At 61.3% G+C, this 18,776-nt stretch carries 11 protein-coding genes and 1 pseudogene; 8 read left to right on the top strand and 4 right to left on the bottom strand.

Annotation, left to right across the window (positions count from 1 at the left end; translation table 11 throughout):
* The first annotated feature begins 467 nt into the window (after positions 1–467).
* From rpmH to FCN77_RS25725, 8 genes and pseudogenes are all read left to right on the top strand, one after another.
* Positions 468–605: a 50S ribosomal protein L34 gene (gene rpmH / locus FCN77_RS25760; protein WP_003800212.1), complete on the top strand. Its 138-nt coding sequence runs from the start codon at positions 468–470 to the stop codon at positions 603–605.
* Positions 606–647: 42 nt separating this feature from the next.
* Positions 648–1,058 carry a ribonuclease P protein component gene (gene rnpA / locus FCN77_RS25755; protein WP_137324567.1) on the top strand — a complete coding sequence of 137 codons (411 nt, stop codon included), beginning with the start codon at positions 648–650 and terminating at the stop codon, positions 1,056–1,058.
* Positions 1,051–1,446 carry a membrane protein insertion efficiency factor YidD gene (gene yidD / locus FCN77_RS25750; protein WP_137324566.1) on the top strand — a complete coding sequence of 132 codons (396 nt, stop codon included), beginning with the start codon at positions 1,051–1,053 and terminating at the stop codon, positions 1,444–1,446. Before rnpA ends, yidD begins: the two co-directional genes overlap by 8 nt.
* Positions 1,447–1,462: 16 nt before the next feature.
* Positions 1,463–2,439 (top strand): annotated as a pseudogene (gene yidC / locus FCN77_RS25745) (membrane protein insertase YidC).
* Complete coding sequence (locus FCN77_RS25740; RefSeq protein ID WP_137324565.1) at positions 2,439–3,005, top strand: R3H domain-containing nucleic acid-binding protein; 567 nt, start codon at positions 2,439–2,441, stop codon at positions 3,003–3,005. The pseudogene yidC and the gene FCN77_RS25740 overlap by 1 nt, the downstream one beginning before the upstream one ends.
* Before the next feature lie 19 nt (positions 3,006–3,024).
* The gene (gene rsmG / locus FCN77_RS25735; protein WP_137324564.1) at positions 3,025–3,675 is read left to right on the top strand and encodes a 16S rRNA (guanine(527)-N(7))-methyltransferase RsmG; all 651 of its coding nucleotides are present in this window, start codon (positions 3,025–3,027) and stop codon (positions 3,673–3,675) included.
* An 87-nt stretch (positions 3,676–3,762) separates the two neighbouring features.
* Positions 3,763–4,830 carry a ParA family protein gene (locus FCN77_RS25730; RefSeq protein ID WP_137324563.1) on the top strand — a complete coding sequence of 356 codons (1,068 nt, stop codon included), beginning with the start codon at positions 3,763–3,765 and terminating at the stop codon, positions 4,828–4,830.
* 65 nt (positions 4,831–4,895) lie between these two features.
* On the top strand, positions 4,896–6,092 hold the full coding sequence (locus FCN77_RS25725) for a ParB/RepB/Spo0J family partition protein (RefSeq protein WP_137324562.1): 1,197 nt from the start codon (positions 4,896–4,898) through the stop codon (positions 6,090–6,092).
* Positions 6,093–13,353: 7,261 nt separating this feature from the next.
* Here FCN77_RS25725 and trxA read toward each other — a convergent pair.
* The 4 genes from trxA to murJ all read right to left on the bottom strand — a co-directional run bounded on the left by trxA (position 13,354) and on the right by murJ (position 18,763).
* Positions 13,354–13,680, bottom strand: a complete 327-nt coding sequence (gene trxA, locus FCN77_RS25720; RefSeq protein ID WP_137324561.1) for a thioredoxin — start codon at positions 13,678–13,680, stop codon at positions 13,354–13,356.
* Positions 13,681–13,717: 37 nt separating this feature from the next.
* Complete coding sequence (gene trxB / locus FCN77_RS25715; RefSeq protein ID WP_137324560.1) at positions 13,718–14,674, bottom strand: thioredoxin-disulfide reductase; 957 nt, start codon at positions 14,672–14,674, stop codon at positions 13,718–13,720.
* A gap of 191 nt (positions 14,675–14,865) precedes the next feature.
* Complete coding sequence (locus FCN77_RS26160) at positions 14,866–16,503, bottom strand: ABC transporter substrate-binding protein (RefSeq protein WP_175417399.1); 1,638 nt, start codon at positions 16,501–16,503, stop codon at positions 14,866–14,868.
* Positions 16,504–16,669: 166 nt separating this feature from the next.
* On the bottom strand, positions 16,670–18,763 hold the full coding sequence (murJ, locus tag FCN77_RS25695) for a murein biosynthesis integral membrane protein MurJ (RefSeq protein ID WP_254678764.1): 2,094 nt from the start codon (positions 18,761–18,763) through the stop codon (positions 16,670–16,672).
* Between the last annotated feature and the right edge of the window lie 13 nt (positions 18,764–18,776).

The following is an 18,776-nucleotide window of genomic DNA, read 5'->3' as shown; positions in this document are numbered from 1 at the left end:
CAATCAGTTCCTCAAACTTGCTTGCCTGCATTACCTGCAGCCACAAGTCCTGAACCAGCGGGCTGGTTCGGCTTAATCCACAGGGTTATACACAGAGCGTGGATAATCGGCTACTGAGCCACTCTAGGGGATCAAAAGCCTAGAAGATAGCTGGGTTGAGCCTTGTGGATAATTACACCGTTGTGGTTCGAAACCGGGCCCTGTGAGCCACTTCATCCACAGGCTGTGGGCAGACGTTAACCACAGCGGGTCCAGGGTGGTGAAGACTGACCCGGTTTGACTGAGGGGCGCTTTTTGGCCTAACGTTGTGAAGTCCTTTGTGTCCGCTTTTCGACCTCATTTGTATCTCTCTGACGTTCTGCGTCCTACGAGTCGAGGGCAGCGTCCACATACAAAACTTAGCGTCGGCCAGTTCTTCCCCTTTTTTGATCGGGTGGGCGCACCTTTGATCCACTGGAGTAACTAACGTGAGCAAGCGGACTTTTCAGCCGAATAACCGCCGTCGAGCCAAGAAGCACGGCTTCCGCCTTCGTATGCGTACCCGTGCCGGCCGTGCCATCCTGGCAGCCCGTCGTGGCAAGGGCCGCACCGAACTGTCGGCCTAAATACACTGACTCGTCGGTCACCATCCCTTTGCGAGTTTAACGGTGCTAGCCACCAGGAACCGTCTGAGGACATCAACCGATTTTTCAACAACTGTACGTTCCGGCGTCCGCAATGGACGCCGGAACGTAGTGTTATATACGGTAGCTATTGCTGCTGACGAACCAAGCCGGATCGGATTCATCGTTTCCAAGAGTGTTGGGAACGCTGTTGTCAGGAATCTCGTTAAGAGGAGACTGAGGGAAGCCGGCGCTTTGTCGTTGCAGGAATACGGTACCGGGTTCGCCATCGTGGTCCGGGCACTGCCTGCGGCCGCGGCTGCCAGCTGGGACCAACTGCTGGCAGATTACAACGCCGCTCTGGAAACGACCATGAAACGGCTGGGCGGCCGCCGTCCTCGGGCCGCGTCAGCGGAATCACGGACAACAACACAGGAAGGGACACCGCGTGCGTAACTCCATTGCCGCCGTCGTCCGTTTCTTAAAACCACCAGCGGTACTCGTGGGCAGGTTCCTTTGGAACGTGCCCCGCAACTTTCTCATTCTGCTGCTCATGGCCTACCGCAAGGTGATTTCACCCTTGTACGGGCAGGTCTGTCGCTTCTTTCCTTCGTGCTCGGCTTATGCCCTCGAAGCAATCACGGTGCACGGCGCCGTCAAGGGAAGCTGGCTCGCGGCGCGGCGCCTGGCGCGCTGCCATCCTTGGAATGCCGGTGGTGTGGACCACGTCCCCGCCGGTCACCGTCACTGGCCTGAAAACCAGACCCCCACAATTGTTGTGCTGAACAATCCGGACAAGTACCTGGTTGCTCAGACTGATGGAGAAGGCCGCGTTGCGGCCTAACGAATAGGGATATCGTATGGACTTCTTTGGAACAATAATGGCCCCGTTCAAGTGGCTGGTTTCCATCATCATGATCGGATTCCATGATGGCCTGAGCGCCATCGGCCTGCCGGCTGCCAACGGCTGGACGTGGACACTGTCCATCATCGGGCTGGTGCTGGTGATCCGTGCCGCCCTGATTCCCGTCTTCGTTAAGCAGATCAAGGCACAGCGCGGCATGCAGCTCCTGCAGCCGGACCTGAAGAAGCTCCAGGACAAGTACAAGGGCAAGACCGACCAGCTGTCCCGCCAGGCCATGGCACAGGAACAGATGGCGATGTACAAGAAGCACGGCACCAACCCGTTCTCCGCCTGCCTGCCCATGCTGATCCAGATGCCGTTTTTCTTCGCGCTGTTCCAGGTGCTCTCAGGCATCACAGCTGCGCGCCAGACCGGCATTGGCATAGGGGCGATGAGCCACGAGCAGGTGGTGCAGTTCGACGAATCCAGCATCTTCGGGGCCCCCTGTCGGCGTCCCTGTTGCATGGCGGCGGCGGCGACCAGGTGGTTGTGTGGGTCCTGTCGATCGTGATGATCCTGGCCATGACGGCCTCGCAGTTCATCACGCAGAAGCAGATCATGGCCAAGAACATGTCTGAAGAGGCCATGGCCAGCCCGTTCATGCGCCAGCAGAAAATGATGCTCTACATCCTGCCGCTTGTCTTCGGCGTGGGCGGCATTAACTTCCCCATCGGTGTGCTGATCTACTGGACCACCACCAACCTCTGGACCATGGGTCAGCAGTTCTTCGTCATCCGCCGCATGCCGACGCCGGGATCACCCGCCGCCAAGGCCTTGGCCGAGCGCAGGGCCGCCAAGGGCCTGCCAGCCCTACCCATTCTGGGAGGCAAGAAGGCCGACGCCGAGGCTGAAGCTGCCGCTGCTGCCGCTGCTGTCGCGGACGCCAGGAGCCAGCGCATCCAGCCACAACGCAAGAACAGGAAGAAGAAGTAATGTCTGTCGATAGCACCGAAAACGCCGTTTCCGCCGAGGCCGTTGAAGACCAGGACGACGCCCGGGACGAGATCCAGGATTCCGGCAAGGGTTCTTCCGCGAGCCGGCTGGAAGAAGAGGGCGACGTCGCAGCCGATTACCTCGAGGAACTGCTGGACATTGCTGACATTGACGGCGACATCGACATCGAGGTCCGTAACGGGCGGACTTACATTTCCATCGTGGCCGAGGAAGAGTCGACAGGGCTTGAGAGCCTTGTTGGACGGGACGGTGAAGTCCTGGAAGCACTGCAGGAACTGACCCGCCTTGCGGTTCTTTCCGCCACGGAGAACCGTTCCCGGCTGGTGCTGGACATCAATGGTTACCGCCAGGAGCGAGCCGGCCACCTGCAGAAGATCGCAGAAGACGCTGTGGCCTCAGTCAAGGAATCCGGCGATGCTGTTGCCCTGGAACCGATGAGCGCTTACGAGCGGAAGATCGTCCATGACGCAGTTGCCGATCTTGGATTCGTCAGCGAATCCGAAGGCGAAGGTGCCGGGAGGCACATCGTTGTCTCCGCAGACTGAAGGCGTCGGGACGCTGACAATGGTTGATATCACTGCTTCCGAGCTAAAGGCCGCCAAGGCGATTTTTGGTGACCGCCTGGATCTCGCCAAACGTTATGTGGAGCACCTGGCCACATCAGGGACCGAGCGGGGCCTGATCGGCCCGCGCGAGATTCCCCGGCTCTGGAGCAGGCACGTGTTGAATTGCGCCGTGATTGAACGTGAAATCGCGCAGGGCAGCCATGTTGCGGACGTAGGCAGCGGAGCCGGACTCCCCGGTCTGTGCCTCGCGATTGCCCGCCCGGATCTGGAACTGACCCTGATCGAACCGTTGGAACGCCGGGTGATTTGGCTCCAGGAAGTGGTGGATGATCTTGGCCTTACGAATGTCACCGTGATGCGCACCCGCGCTGAACTGGCCGTGGGCATGGTCAACGCAGACGTCGTCACGGCCCGCGCGGTGTCGGCGCTGTCCAATCTGGCCGGCCTCACGATCCCGTTGCTGGGCGGCAAGGGCGAGGTCGTTGCCATCAAGGGGCGAAGCGCCGGTGAAGAAATAGAGAAGGCTTCCAAGGCCATCCGCAAGCTCGGCGGCGTTCAGACGTCTGTCGTGGTAGTCGGTGAGGACCTGTTGGAGGAACCCACCACCGTGGTCCGGATCATTGTTAATAAGACGCAAAAGATTGCCTAGCTGCTGGCCCGGTGCCGCAGGACATTAGGGGGAAGCGGTTAGGCTAGTGAACGGCAGAAAAAGCCGAATGAGAGTGAGTGTGTCACAGTGACCAGTAGCGAAGCCTCCACACAGCGGATACCCCCGTTCGTGTCCCTGGGGTCCGCGCGGGCCATCGTTGCGCCCTCAATTGCCCAGAGTGACTCGTGGAATCATCTGAATTCGGTTTCGAACCGCTCCAAGTCGACGGCGGTTTCACGTGAAACTGCCGACTCCCTCAGTGGGAACATCATGGATTCCATCGATGACTCCAGTCCGATCGCACGCGAACTGGCGCACGAGAACAAGCGCCGGGAACGGCTGATTGGCCGGGATCTTCCGAAGCCGGAAAAGACCCGCATCTTCACGGTGTCCAACCAGAAGGGCGGAGTGGGCAAAACCACCACCACGGTGAACATCGCCGCTGCCCTCGCCGCTGCCGGACTCAACGTCCTTGTCATCGACATAGACCCGCAGGGCAACGCCTCCACAGCACTCGGCATCGAACACCACGCTGACGTGGACAGCATTTACGACGTCCTGATTAACGACTTGCCGCTCAAAGACGTCGTGGCGCAGTGCCCGGACATCGATAATCTGATTTGTGCACCGGCAACCATCCACCTCGCCGGCGCCGAAATTGAACTGGTTTCGCTCGTTGCCAGGGAGCAGCGGCTCCGGCGCGCCATCGACGTTTATGCCAAGGAACGCGAGAAAGCCGGCGAGGCCCGGCTGGACTACATCTTCATTGACTGCCCGCCGAGCCTGGGCCTCCTGACGGTCAACGCCTTCTGCGCGGCCAACGAAGTCCTCATTCCCATCCAATGCGAGTACTACGCGCTGGAGGGCCTCAGCCAGTTGCTGAAGAACATCGAGATGATCCAGAAGCACCTCAATGCGGACTTGGTCGTGTCGACCATCCTCCTCACGATGTACGACGGGCGCACGAACCTGGCAGCCCAGGTAGCTGCAGAGGTACGGCAGCACTTCCCCGACCAGGTCCTCGGCGCCGTGGTGCCCCGATCGGTCAGGATTTCCGAGGCGCCCAGTTACCAGCAGACCGTGATGACCTACGATCCGTCCTCCAGCGGTGCACTGTCCTACTTGGAAGCCGCAGCGGAAATCGCTGAACGTTAGAATTTTCAACAATTGCACTAGCCAGAGCCGGGTCTGCCGGGCTCTTCCATTGGAGGGATTTATCCATGAGCGATAAGCGACGCGGCCTCGGTCGTGGTCTTGGCGCACTCATTCCAAGTTCCGCTCCGGCTAACGCTTCCGGCAACGGTGCAGCGCCTTCACGGCCAGTGGACTTGTTCTTCCCGGAGGCCCGCAAGAAACCGACGTCGGCCGCGAGCATTCTCATCGAAGAGGACGCCGCTGAGGCAGCCCGGTCCACGTCACGTAACCTGCAGTCCGCGGCGGATCCTGCTGCGACAGAAGAATACGCCACAGGGAAGCCCTCGACCGATAAGGGTTCGGACGCCGCGGCAACAACCGGCTCGGACGAGGCTCCCGAACCGAACGTGTCGGACACGTTGTCGGCGGCTGACGCCAAAGACGAGGGACCGGAACTTGTCGAAGTGCCCGGTGTCAGGTTCGCAGAGATTCCAGTCGGGGACATCCACCCGAACCGCAAGCAACCACGTTCCGTCTTCGATGAAGACGACATGGCAGAGCTCATCCACTCCGTCAGGGAAATTGGCGTCCTCCAGCCAATTGTTGTCCGTACTTCAACCGAAGAAGGTGGCGAACCGTTTGAGCTCGTCATGGGTGAACGCCGGTGGCGGGCCGTACAGGCTGCCGGACTCGAAACAATCCCGGCAATCGTCAGGGACACCACCGACGACGACCTGCTGCGGGACGCGCTTCTCGAAAACCTCCACCGCAGCCAGCTAAACCCGCTGGAAGAGGCGGCGGCCTACCAGCAGCTGCTTGAAGACTTCGGCACCACCCACGAACAGCTTGCCGACCGCATAGGCCGTTCGCGCCCCCAGGTCTCCAACACTCTTCGTCTCCTCAAGCTGCCCCCGCTGGTCCAGCGGCGCGTGGCTGCGAGTGTATTGTCAGCGGGTCATGCCCGTGCCCTTCTCGGCCTTCCGGACGCGGCCGCTATGGAACGGCTGGCGCAGAAGATTGTTGCCGAAGGCATGTCGGTTCGCGCGACTGAGGAAGCGGTTACGCTCTACCAAAGCCCTGCGACTCCGACTAAGAACAACATTCCCCGCCCTGGCGCGCGGCATGAGCGGCTGGACTATCTCGCCTCATCGCTCTCGGACCGCCTGGACACCAACGTCAAGATCTCCCTTGGTGCGAGGAAGGGCCGCGTAAGCATCGAGTTCGCCAGCGTGGAGGATTTGAACCGGATCATGGAAGTTCTCAGCCCGGGATCCGAGAACTAAATCGCCGCTGGCAAAGTAGGGCCTGTTTCACGTGAAACAGGCCCTATCTTTTGCCCAAATATTGGGCAGTAGGCACTGGAACGCGGCCAACGGCGTCAGCTTGGGCTCATTGACGGCATTCGATGACTCGTCGAGGCCTCTTCTCGCGTCGAGGCTTCTCATTGGGCTCGATGCGGTCCCCGGCCGGGACGTCCGTTGTTGCCCCTGGTCCCGCCCCCTGGCTGCGGGCTCCGCAATCAGCGCCCATCGACACCGCTGCGCGCTCCACGGGCACCGCCCACGGGCCTTTCGGGCACCGCCAATGGTCGCTTGGCGCACCGCCTGCTGGCGCCACCCAAGGTGGTTCTGGGCTCGAGGCCGGCTAATGGGGTCGGCATGCTCATTCCAACAGACGACGGCCAGCCGTACCGCGGGGCGTTCAGAGCGCCGTTCGGGACAATTTGAACGAGCAGGGGCTCCCCTCAACCGCTGAGGGACCACTAATCCGGCGGAAGAGTGCTAGCAGGCGAATTGCGCCGAGGTGGCCGTTGAATACCAAGCCCCCCGGAGTTTTAGGGTGGAGGCGCTGCTGAGCTACCTGCATGGTGGTGCGTGCGTTGGCAACTTCGTTGTTCTCAGTGGAGCCTTCACTCTATTGTCTTTCTTTGAATCGTTTGACGCCTAGCGACGGACAACCACAACAGCATGATGGGCGCCCTGCGGGCCATCGCTGCTTGGGAGTTGGTTCATTCCGTTGGGATACGAGCCGGGCAGATGACCACGCCTCCGAGCGTCTGTTCAGCGCCTTTTGAGTCTGCGGCAGATGCCGGCCTATCGCTCGTGGAGCGGGCCCTTCTGAGGGCACGTGGATCCAGGTGGCGTTGGTTTCACGTGAAACATATGCGGTGCTCGAGCGTATGTGGCTATAGCCGCCCCTGGTTTGATTACCGCGGCCTGTTGGCCTCTTGAACAACATGGCTGGAATTCATCGTTCGTGTTGTGGACAGGCAGAAGGGGTGATGGTGCAAGGCGCGATGGTATTGGGAGTCAAAGACCCCAGGGCGAAGTGTGCAGAGGTCGCTGTTGCAGTCGAGCAGGCACCCCTGAAAGGGCGGATTATGCGGTGCCAGACCGCCGCTAATGGGTACTGGGGTTACCGCGTAATGGATGTGGTTGGTGTTAAGGCGCATTCGTCCGGTTCGGCCACCGGGGAAGACACCGGCGAGTTCGGCCACAGGGACAGGAACACAGGGAAGGACACTGGACGAGGGCAGCACCGAACAGAGTCGATTGCGATGTCCTTGTCCTGGCGTACTCCCGGGCTGCGCTTCCATCTTCCGTGTTTGATCGTTTCCCCATTCCGTTCGGTGGGTCCCCTGGACGGCACCGACACCTTATGGACTCGTTGTATGGACATCGACCAGGAGCTCCGCTCTATCCTGATTTGGGCCCATACGGGCTCGGGGATCAGAGTGTCGGTCCCCCATCTCCAGTTCAGTCGGGACGGGAAACCCTGGGGCTCCTTTTGACACTCGCACGTGGGTGCGTCTACATACGCATTCCGTCGGCTGAGAAGACCCGGCCCCACTGCGTGGTGCCGTGTTTCACGTGAAACAGTAGTCCGTTAGGTCAGGCCGTACGCCGCCGCAGCAGTCATCATATTTATTCTGCCGGAGCCGAGGTGCGGCGAGGACGGAAAGCCGTCCACTATGGCGGTCCCAAGTTTCGCGGCACATTGGTATTCGCAGCTGCACGGCCGAAGCCAGATTACAGCGACCAACAGGCTGACTGTTCGGAGAGTCCCCCGCAGATGTCTGGCCATTCTGGAAGCAGGGATCAGCCGCCGGCGGAATGATCGACTGACGGGTTCTTGCTCCGGACTTTGCGGCGGCGAGCAATAGCTACTGCGGAAATCCAGTTGCTTCAGTAGGCTTCCATTTCGGGCCGACCGAGGGCACTCGCGATTGCGCCGGGATCGGATGGGTGACTGCAGTGAGTCTTCGATGGACGTTAGTGTGTTCCCCGACTACTGAGGTGCCGAAAGTGGTTCTGTTCGTTGCGTCGAGCCTGGTCCATAGCTATCCCCTTGTTGGTGGTATGTGCCGACGGATTAGACCAATGTAGTAGCGACGTCCGTAGTAGCTAGGTCCGTAGTAGCGACAGCTGATCCTATGCCAGCGACGCTCAATCTAACGCAGCTGGCCCGGAGAGCCCGAGAATACTCTTGGCGTGAATCGTGGTCCTCCGGGCAAAGCCACAGTTCACGACGTTCACTGGAGCTTTCAAACCACTCGTGATGTCCCGCCGACCAGGGTAGGTCGTGTAAGTGTGCCCACTGGAAGTACGTGCAGTATGTACTGGAGTCGAGCTGGACGTATGCGACCCTACCCACGGGGATGGTTGGATAAGCGGCGAACATGTACATGTCTTGGCGCAGTCCGCCCGATTTGCGGCTCGGACTGAGAGCCCTGCCCGGTGTGCCGACGCTCCCCCCGCGATCCTACACTTCCGTTGGGCGCGCTTCCCTGCCGGAACTTGGATGTCCTCCGCGTCACTGCTCTGAAAAAGGTCACTGCTCTGAAAAAGTACGGTCATCTCCGAGTGATGCTCTTGGTCAATCTTGGCCGTGAATATCGTCAGTCCCCGATACGTGATGTATGTTTTCGGGGCCCCATGCGTGGGTACCTGGGCCTGGGTGAGGAGATAGATCCCGTAAAGGTGGACCGGGTTTAGCCTCCGCGGCTGACGAATTCAGACTGGGGACAAGGTCAGTGGATTAGCCAACTGGATTTTCCGCTGAACGAATGCGCTTCCTTGGGTCGATGCTGGGGCAAGCCGAGGGCATGGTGCAAGGCTCCTGGTTGGCCTCTTTGCGCCTCAGGCGAGAACCAGCGTCTGCTCATCTTCTCCGACCCACGGTGCATAACCCGGTGCATAAACCAGTGGATATCGCTGTGGATAACTTTGTGGATAGAGCAGTGGGATCTGATTGGCTGAACGCGCGGACTTCAGTGGCAACCCAGCATTCGGATTGGAGTACGGGCCGTAAACCTGTCCCGTTTCACGTGAAACATCCCAACGCTCGCTGTTGGATCCAAAATTTCATTGAAAACAACGAGTTATCAAGGAATCTGACCGTTTTGTTGGCAAATCAGCCCAGCAGCAAACGTGCAACCAGCTCGCTCCACAGAGAGCACATCTCGTGACCTGCGCCACATTGGTGACGGATGGAATGTCGGCTGTGGATATGTCCGGAATCACAATCCCCACTGCACGGACATGGGTGTGGATAAGCATGTGGATAACATCTGTGGAGAATTGACAGAGGTACTGGGGATAAGTGCCAAACTCACCACGAATCCACCGCCAGATTCCAAAACTTTCTGCGTTCAGGCCCGCCTCGGATGGGGCTATCGTCGGTGCAGATTGACAGCCTGGACATGTCAACGGACACGTGCCGGCAGCCTCGGCGCTCGTCCTCGCGATGGTTGAGCGTGCCGCGACATCACCAGGCGAGATGGGCAAGGATACCCTGCAAGGTCCCTCATCTTTAGGCAATCGACCGCAACTCGTCGGACGGACGAGCGACTATGCGGTTGGGAAGTGGGAGACACCAAACGGTCGCGCCCTGGGCCGGCACGACGGACCGCGTACGGGCCGGCGCATCCGCCGGAGACCGACCCATGCGGAAGCCTAGTCTCCGTTTTGGCCCGAGGACTAATGGACTCTCGTCAGCCCGGTCGTTAGAACATGATCGGCAACTTGGGTGGCGTTGCGGCAGTTGCTGTTGGTGCGGGCAGCCGTGGCCGCGACGGCGGGACCGGGCTCAGCTCGCCGGACTACCGCTGATGTCGGCAGGCGCCAATTCGACGTAACGGGTTAGCTCTTCCAGCCCTTGGAGATACGCGGAAGCCTCCACGGGGATGCAGCATGCTTGACAGGAACGTTGCGTGTGGAACGGCGCAGCCGCGACGACACGGCGTCCAAGGCCTTGGGACAGCCTGCTGGCTATGCACCGCGCTACGTGGAACCTCGCCCGACATCCGGGTCCGGAGCAGTAGGAGCCTACCATGGAGAGCGGCTAGGAGGACGCGGGATGTGCGGTCGGGTCTCCCCCGGGCATGGTGCTGCCGCAAGGAACATGGTGCTGCCGCAAGGAATGTGCGGTCGTGTCAGACGTTAGGGACTGCCATGCACAAGGGAGCGTGAACCTGCCAAGGTCTTGAAAATACGCCTGATCTCTCTGAGGAGCCGGTCCCCACCCAGGACATCGCAAGCCGCCCCCGTCACTTACAAGGCCATCGGGAAGGCCGACTTGGAGGGGTTCCCCAATTGGCTGATGGTTCACCGCGTCTTGGATAGTTCGCTTTTGCCGGAACGTGACTTGTGGCATTCGCCTAGTCGGGTCCTTGCTGGCCGCTGTAGTTCTTCGCTGGGTGTCGGAATCGGGCTGGGCCTTCCGTGGTGGTGTGGGGCTTTGGTCGTTTACGTGGCGGGTTTGGGTGTGGGCTGTTGCGTCCTGCCTGGTTCCATGCCGCCTGTAACTTGCGGTTGTACTCCGTGCATGCGGCAAGGGTGCAGGTCCCTGACGGGAAGGCCGAGCCTGTTTGCCATTTGTTCCGCAGAGCTGCTTCGAATTCGAGATCCTTGCAATTTCCCGCTGTGTCTCGGAAGTCCGTGGTGGTGCGGTTGGAATGATGCGCCGAAGGCCTCCCATGGGCTTTGCGATTGCGTTCGCGCGCGGTGGTCCAGCGCCCTGTGCCCTGTGGGATATATATTCCGTGGCTCCGGGCTCTGGTTCTATTGTCCTGCCGAGGAGTCTGCGCAAGCGGATTTGGTTTCCAAGTGGCTGATTGAGTTCCATGTTTCACGTGAAACATGACTTGGGTGTGGCCACCCAAGCCCTTCGGAAGCTAAAGGTTCGGTTGTTCCAATGCTGCTGGCTGGGCCACCTGCAGCCACTTTGTCGTGCTCCTTGGACCTTCGTGCGGCTAGCTGCCACGAGCATGCTTGAATTGTTGACTCATTGCGGCACCGGTCAACGGCGTTGGTCAGAGGGTTTCCGATGGCTAGGAGGGGCGACCCTTGGAGGGGAACGGGGACTGGCATCGCCAGGGAATGGATCGAAATTCACAAACAGGCTGGTGCCTTGTAGTCGTCCGCCGGCTCTCTGGTTCTGTGCTGTTGAGGACCAAGTGGGTCAGGGATTCGAGGTTAGGAGTACGGACGGTCCCCCGGGTACGGGTACGGTTTCCGGGAGGTCCCTTGCAGCAGATGCCTTTGGGGTCGAGGCCGGGGTTTCGGGCATCGCGATTGGGGCGATGCCGCCTCCTATGGGTTGATTTGACCTCCGCGTGGATGAGAGCTCGATCGCAGTATCCCATTGGCGCGATGGCTGCTTAGTAAACGGACAGTCGGTTTGAACTCGAGGCCTGGGGATGGCCCCAGATGTTTCACGTGAAACAGGCGGCGAACTTTTGGTTTGGTCCGAACATTAGTGTGCAGCGCCAGCAGGGCAGCTTCAACGGGGCTGCCATCTGGGTTGTGACGACTAGCATCCACCCGGCTGTTGCCTGGGCTGAGGCCTCACTCGAGGAGCCAACTGTGCAGTATTGGATTCCGCCGTAATGTCCGTGTCCGCGCTGATGCCGTGCACTGAGACCCGGCGCGACTGCAGTGATGAGGCTGGCTCCGAGGAGCCACGAAGGCAGCGGACGGCTTAGCCGGCAGTCTGATGAATCTGGTTGGGTTTTGGGCTGGTGTGGCCGTGTGCTGGTTGATGCTACAGGATTTCGCTGCAGCGACATCTGGGCCTGACTTCGATAGCGGGAGTACGTCGCGGTTTCCGGGGCTGATGACATGGATTTGCGGATGTTACCGGAGCAAACCGGGCTGTAGGTGGTTCCTGCACCCGGCTGAATCGGCACCGGATCTGCACCTGGCCGGTCATCATCGGCGGCCCAGGCGGCCGTGGATACTGCCAGTGGATGCGTCGGGTTGCAGTCTGTATTCCTTGCGCAACCCCACAGCGGTCAAATCGGTCCGCGGCAGGCCTGCTGACAGGCCTCACTCCAGCGCCGATCGGCGCCTCCCAGGCTCCGGTCCGCGCTGGTCTGCGGCATGGTTCGTTGTGCTGACATGAAAGGGGCGACAGTGACCATTTTCTACCGGGCTCACGGGAGTACCCGACGGGCCGGGCTCACTTTTGGAGTGAGGCGTGAGCACTCCTCTGTGCAGACGGCATAGAGCAACGTCCCTGACGAGCCGGACTGTCGATCAGTTAGGCACAGTGCCCAGCACTTCCCGCCGGAATGGTAGTCGGAAGTTGCAGTCCCGCCTGGCTGGTATGCCAAGAGGTCGTTCGCGAAAGGATGGCCGGTTGTCGCTACGGTTTCACGTGAAACAGGCGCCTGTTCGCTCGTCTGACGGTGAGCGAGTTCCGGGAAGTTTGTCCTTGCCTGCACTCCGCGAGGTGAGGCGGGGCACGTGGTGCAATAGGCACACGTGGCGGCGGAGAGCGGTGGTTGTGCGAGATAGGAACGCAAATAGCGTTTCGCTTGTCGATCGCAGCAACAGCCGTATGTGTTTCACGTGAAACATCCGTAGGAAAATGAAGGATAGCGGCAGGCAGGTGATGCGTTCGATTGCGCCCACTCGGTTTTAGCAGCAGGCCACTCCCGAGCGTCCAGACCCTAAGGAGCCAGGCGAAATGCGTCTCCGGTCGGGACAAGGTGCGACGGGATTCAACTCCGGTGAACCAGTGCCGACGGACTGCCCAAAATCAGAAAGGGACTAGCATCGCGATTTTGGCCGATGTAGCCCTACTCCTGGTAAGGGCCAGACAGCTGCTTCTTCTCAGCGGCTCCTGCGGAAGGCTAGAACGGTGAACAACTAATAACGGTTGGGGATGCATCACGATCGAGCTGTGATGCCGCTATCTCGGCATTATGACGTATCGCTGACAATGGAACGCCACATCAAAACCCCGACCCTCCCCCGGGAGGGTTCTGCAGCTGCAGATCCAGCGGCGCCGAGGAACGACCACGGCCAACAGACACGGGTCGGCTCCACCGCAAAGCTGCGGACACAACAAGAACTCCGGACACAACAATCGGTGCGGGTAAGACGAGCGTCGGGATAGTCCGGTGCGGCGACAAGAAAGCGGTGGCCACCACTTGAGTAAGTGATGGCCACCGCTCCTTGCGAAGACGCCCGCATTAGTTCAGCAAGCGTAGTTCAAAACTCACTCGAGTCGGGAAGTCCGCCCCAGGCCGGTCGAATGCTAGGACAGGACGTCAGCGAATTCCTTCTCGAAGAACTGCTTCGGCTTGGCGCCGATGACGGTGCTCTTCACCTCGCCACCCTGGAAGAGGTATACGGCAGGAATGGACGTGATGCCGTACTCGGCTGCGATGGCGGGGTTGTCGTCAACGTTCACCTTGACCACATTCACCTTCTCACTGTACTCAACCGAGATCTCGTCCAGAATAGGACCGAGCTTGCGGCAGGGACCGCACCATTCGGCCCAGAAGTCCACGATGACCGGCTTGTCGGCCGACAGTACATCCGTGCTGAAACTTGCGTCCGTTACGTCTTTTGCGTTGCTCATTACCTTGATGTTTCCCTTCGGATCAATAGTGCGCTGATTAGGCGTGGAAGTCTGCGAGGTAGTGCTCTACATCGATGGCTGCAACACAGCCCGAACCGGAGGCGGTGATCGCCTGGCGGTACGTGGGATCCACGACGTCGCCCGCGGCGAAGACGCCCCTGGCACTGGTCCTGGAACTGCGGCCCTCGACGGCGATGGTTCCCTCTGCCGTAAGGTCCAGCTTGTCCTTGATGAGGTCAGTTCGTGGATCGTTACCGATGGCCACGAACACGCCCGTGACGGCGAGCTCGGACTCGGTGCCGTCCACGAGATTCTTCAGCTTCAGCCCGGTGACTTTGTCTCCGCCAAGAACATCTTCGACGGCCGTGTTCCAGACGAAATTGATCTTCTCGTGCGCCTGGGCGCGGTCACCCATGATCTTGGACGCCTTGAGGGTATCCCGGCGGTGTACAACGGTTACTGTCTTAGCGAACTTGGTGAGGAACAGTGCCTCCTCCATGGCCGAGTCGCCACCGCCGATAACGGCAATGTCCTGGTCCTTGAAAAAGAAACCGTCGCAGGTTGCGCACCAGCTCACGCCGTGGCCTGACAGGCGCTTCTCGTTCGGAAGACCGAGCTCGCGGTAGGCCGAACCGGTGGACAGGATGATGGAGCGCGCCTGAAACGTCTCCCCCGTTGCGATGGTGACCGTCTTGATGTCGCCGTCGAGGTCCAGGGCTGTGACGTCCTCGAACTGGATCTCCGTGCCGAATCGTGCGGCCTGCTTTTCGAAGTTTTCCATGAGGTCCGGTCCCATGATGCCTTCGGGGAATCCGGGGTAGTTTTCCACATCGGTGGTGTTCATCAGTTCCCCACCGGCGGTGACGGAACCGGCAAGGAGCAGCGGCTTCAGGTTGGCTCGTGCCGTATAGACTGCAGCGGTGTAGCCTGCAGGGCCGGAGCCGACGATGATGACATCACGTACCTGGGACGCGGTGTTTTCTGCGTTGCTCACTGAACGGTGAACCTCTTCCTTTGTCGATGCGCCTGCCTTTGCTGGCCGGCCACATGGCACAACTCTTTGTTTGTGCTGAATATTCCGGGGATGGGATAGCACAACAAGACGCCACCACTCAGGGTACCGTCTTGATGCTCGGAGAGTCGCCGTGTTACTGGACTCCGGGCTACGCTAATGGGCTGCGCGCGCTACTGAACCTTGACCTCGGCGAGACGGAGACCGTAACCGAAGCGGGTCTTCGGAGCTGCCAGCTTGGGAAGGTTCTTGATGGAGACAATCACGTACTGAGCCGTCACGGGCTCAGGTAGCGGCATGGTGAGGTCCGGGGAGGTGAAGCTGTTGGTTCCGACCTGCTTGGCGCCATCCATTGATGGACGGTCGTTGGTGAAAACGCTGATGCTGCCGCCGGAGCCGCCCAACTGGCTGAGCGTGATGGAAGAGACCTTCGAGGGACTCTTCAGCTTGACCACAAGCGGGACGTCCGGAGCCAGGCCGCCCCAGTTGTCCGTGGCAAACTCCATGTCCGACCAGTAGCTTGCACCGTTGCCGTCGAACGTCTTTGAAAGATCGCCATCGTACGTTGCGGCAAAATCGAAGTTGCCCAGGCGGGTAACGCCCTCGATGGCCGGCGGGCCCGCGGCGGGGGCCGAACTCGGGCTCGGTGTAGCCGTCCCTGTTGCCTGGGGCTGGGAGGCGCTGCTGGTGCCGGGAGCTTGGTTGCTCTGGGGCTCGCTCTTGAACAGGCTTCCCAGGTTGGAGACGGCGAAGATGAGGCCCACCACCAGCACGGCGGCAAGAATGCCTCCGACCAGCCAACGCATGGACCGGGGCTCCCGCTCCGGGGGTTCGTCGTCGTAGTACTCGTCCGTTTCGTCGTCACGGCTGTTCCGGGCGAAAGCCGGGAAGGTGCCCGCCATCCGTTCGCGGGCCGTCCGTGCGGGACCGGTGGAGGGTGCCTCCTCGTCCGGGTAGTCATAGTCATCCTCAGCCCACAGGGACACTTTTGGAGCCTCCGGAGCCCAGGCCCCACTGTGGGACTCGGTGTTCCGCTCGCCGCCGTGAGGCTCGACGGCGGCGCGCTGCTCCGTTTTTCCCTGGCCGCTGGGCAGCGGAACGGCCTGCTGCGGTGCCGTGGCCTGCGGTGCGCTTGCCTGCGGTGTTGTGGCCTGCGGTGCGGTGGAGGGCCCACTGTCGGCCTTGGCGGCCGCTGCTCCGGCAGCCACCCCCGCAGCCCCGGCTGCCCCAGCGGCCGCGGCTCCGGACCTAGCAGTGCCAACCGACGGCGCGGACGACGGGCGCACCGGTGCGTCGCGCGCAGGAACCACGGGTGGAACTACCGGCGGTGAAGCCTGCCTGCGGTTCTGCCCGGCCGACTGGTTGTTGCCGTAGTTGATGTAACCGGCGTCGACCTCTTCTTCGTCGTACAGGCCGTCATAGGTCTCAGGCTCGTGGGACCGGGCCTGGCCGAAAATCTCGCTGCCCAGGGTGTCCGTGAAGAACGGCTCTACGTAGGGCGGGTTGGAGGCAACCACAAGGTCAAGGAGGTCGGCCGCGGATGTGTGGTTGGTAATCAGGTAGGTGGTGGAATCGCTGACGCCGAGATCCAGGATCTGCACATTCCCGGGCCGCTCTCCGGTGGCAACCTCGCGCGCGCTTTGGGCTACCTGTTCTGCGTTGTCGGGGCCGGCCACGAGGATGCTCACCGGGCGGTTGAGGACCTGGTCAACGCCATCCAGCACCAGATCATGGTCGTGTGAGGTCAATACGGTGGCGGTGACCTTGTAGCGGCCGCCGAGCACTGATCCAACATCGATCGGGTGGGACACGGGTTCCTCCTAGACTGTCCGGTGAATCGCCCGCCTCGATCATGCCAAAGCGGATACGCCGGTTAGCCGGTTAATTTCTGGTCTGTAACTACCCTAGTTAGCTTCTGATCCTAGCCGATGCTGCATGTCCGCCGTGTGAGACAGGCGCTGTGGAATCCGCGCACTGTCACCTTTTCTTCCTCCGCCGGCTTTCTGACCGCCTGCTGAAGTATGGGTTGCGGCCGGCCGTTCCCTGGTAGGTCCGGCGCCCCGGAAGCGGGATCTCTTCGCGCACAAAGCTCCCCCGCGCTGTGTTGGGGACTTCCTCGGCCGCGAGGTACCCGTCAGGAGAAGTGGGCCGTGGCGCGCTGTGGTCCGCCGCCGGTTCTTCAACCTGCGGACCGGCACGGAACGACGCGGCGTCGAACTCACCGGAGATCCGGGGGATCAGGCCGGTGTCCACCGAGACAGTGGCGCGTTCCGGCGTCGTCCGCTCCCTGACGGTGCCCGCCGGGGTTCCCGCGGCGGATCCTGCCGGCGTCCCGGCGGGCACGGACCGGCGGCCCAGGCGGCCGAGCAACGGCTGCAGCAGGTCCCGAAGTTCCGTGACGTGGAACAGCTTCAGCAGGAAGAGGTACGCCACGAGCATCACGGGCCCGACGACGACGATGGTCACCAGGGCCTCGATCCTGCCCCTCCAGGCAAAACCGTCGGCACTGTAGCTGCCCATCAGCCACAGCGCACCGGCGCCGGCCACGGCTGACCCAAGCGCCGCGTAGCCCATCCGGATGTAGGAGTTGGCGATGCGGGGGCCGTCCAGGTGGCCCAGCAGGCGGCGGAGGAAGTGGGCGCTGACGATGACGGACAGGATGTTTCCGCCCGTGTACAGGATGGCAATGGCGAAAATGATCCGGTCGAAGGGCAGGAACTGGATGCAGAACGCTGACACCACGTTGACGAGGGCCAGCACCAGCTGGATGTAGAACGGCGTCCGGGCGTCCTCGTTGGCATAGAAGACCCGGGACATCATGAAGTTGGCGCTCATGAAGGGGGTGCTTAGCGCGAGGATGGTGAGCGTCTGGGCCAGCATTACGCCGTCCTGCACTTTTCCGCCCGAGAAGAACATGCCCAGCGGCCCGGCCAGGGCGAACAGCGCCAGTGCCCCGAAAACGGTGGCCACCGCCATGGTCCTCAGGCCGTGTGACAGCGCGTCCCGCAGCTCGCCCCGGTTACCGTCCTGGACGGCCCGGGTCATGCGGTTGAACAGGACCGTGGCGAGGGACAGGGCAATGATGGAGTGCGGCAGCAGGTACAGCTGACTGGCCACTTCCAGCACGGCGTTGCCCGGCAGGGTGGCAGCGGCGGCGAGGTCTCCCGCATGCTCGAGGCGAAGCCGTTCCGCACCCGGAATGGTGGCAATGCGCATGACGTAAAGGAAGGCGAGCTGCCCGACGGCGGCCGTGAGCAGCGTCCAGATGCTCAGCTTTGCGGCCTGCCCCAGGCCCACCCCGCGCCAGCCGAACCTCGGGCGAAGGCCCAGCCGGAGCCGGAACACCGGAACCAGCAGGATGGCGGTCTGGGCCACCACGCCGACGGTGGAGAACCCGGCCACCAGGAAGGTCTGGAACGGACCCCAGCTGTCCAGCGTATGCGGATTCGTGACGTTGGCGCCCAGGATAAAGATGAACATTCCCAGGCCCGCAATGGCCACGATGTTGTTCATGATGGGCGCCCACATGGCCGGGCCGAACGCCCCGTTGGCGTTCAGCACCTGCGTCAGCAGGGCGTAGAGGCCGTAGAAGAATATCTGGGGCAGGCACCAGAACGCGAAGGAAACCGCCAGCGATTTCTGTTCGGGCGAATACCCCTGGGTGGTCAGCTCAATGACCCACGGCGCCAGGAGCGTGACGAGCAGCGTCAGGCTGACGAGCACAAGGACCGCCAGCGTAAGCAGGCGGCTGATGTAGTCCGCTCCGCGGTCCGGGGCCTTGCTGGCCTTGATGATCTGGGGCACCAGGACAGCGTTGAACACCCCGCCGGCCACCAGCAGGAAGATCAGGTTGGGCAGGTTGTTGGCATTGATGAATGTGTCATTGACCGTGGATCCCAGACCAAGGGCCGCGCCCAGCATCCACGTCTTGCCGAAGCCAAGGAAGCGGGAGACCAGGGTTCCGGCGGCCATGATGGCGCTGGAACGTGCCTCTCCTTGCTGGACAGTCCTGGATCCGGTCTTGGACTCGGCGGAGCCGGGGTCGGGGGAAGCTGGGTTGGCTGCTGACATGGCCTTCATCGTC

This window comes from Arthrobacter sp. 24S4-2 (assembly GCF_005280255.1).
Taxonomy (GTDB): Bacteria; Actinomycetota; Actinomycetes; order Actinomycetales; family Micrococcaceae; genus Arthrobacter.
Note: the sequence above shows the minus strand (reverse complement) of the source record. Positions and strands in the feature narration are given on the sequence as shown.

What these genes read in the sequence shown, in the direction of transcription:
- rsmG (WP_137324564.1), top strand. Translation starts at nt 3,025, where the DNA reads ATGGTTGATATCACTGCTTCCGAGCTAAAGGCCGCCAAGGCGATTTTT.
- FCN77_RS25740 (WP_137324565.1), top strand. Translation starts at nt 2,439, where the DNA reads ATGTCTGTCGATAGCACCGAAAACGCCGTTTCCGCCGAGGCCGTTGAA.
- murJ (WP_254678764.1), bottom strand. Translation starts at nt 18,763, where the DNA reads ATGTCAGCAGCCAACCCAGCTTCCCCCGACCCCGGCTCCGCCGAGTCC.
- FCN77_RS25725 (WP_137324562.1), top strand. Translation starts at nt 4,896, where the DNA reads ATGAGCGATAAGCGACGCGGCCTCGGTCGTGGTCTTGGCGCACTCATT.
- trxA (WP_137324561.1), bottom strand. Translation starts at nt 13,680, where the DNA reads ATGAGCAACGCAAAAGACGTAACGGACGCAAGTTTCAGCACGGATGTA.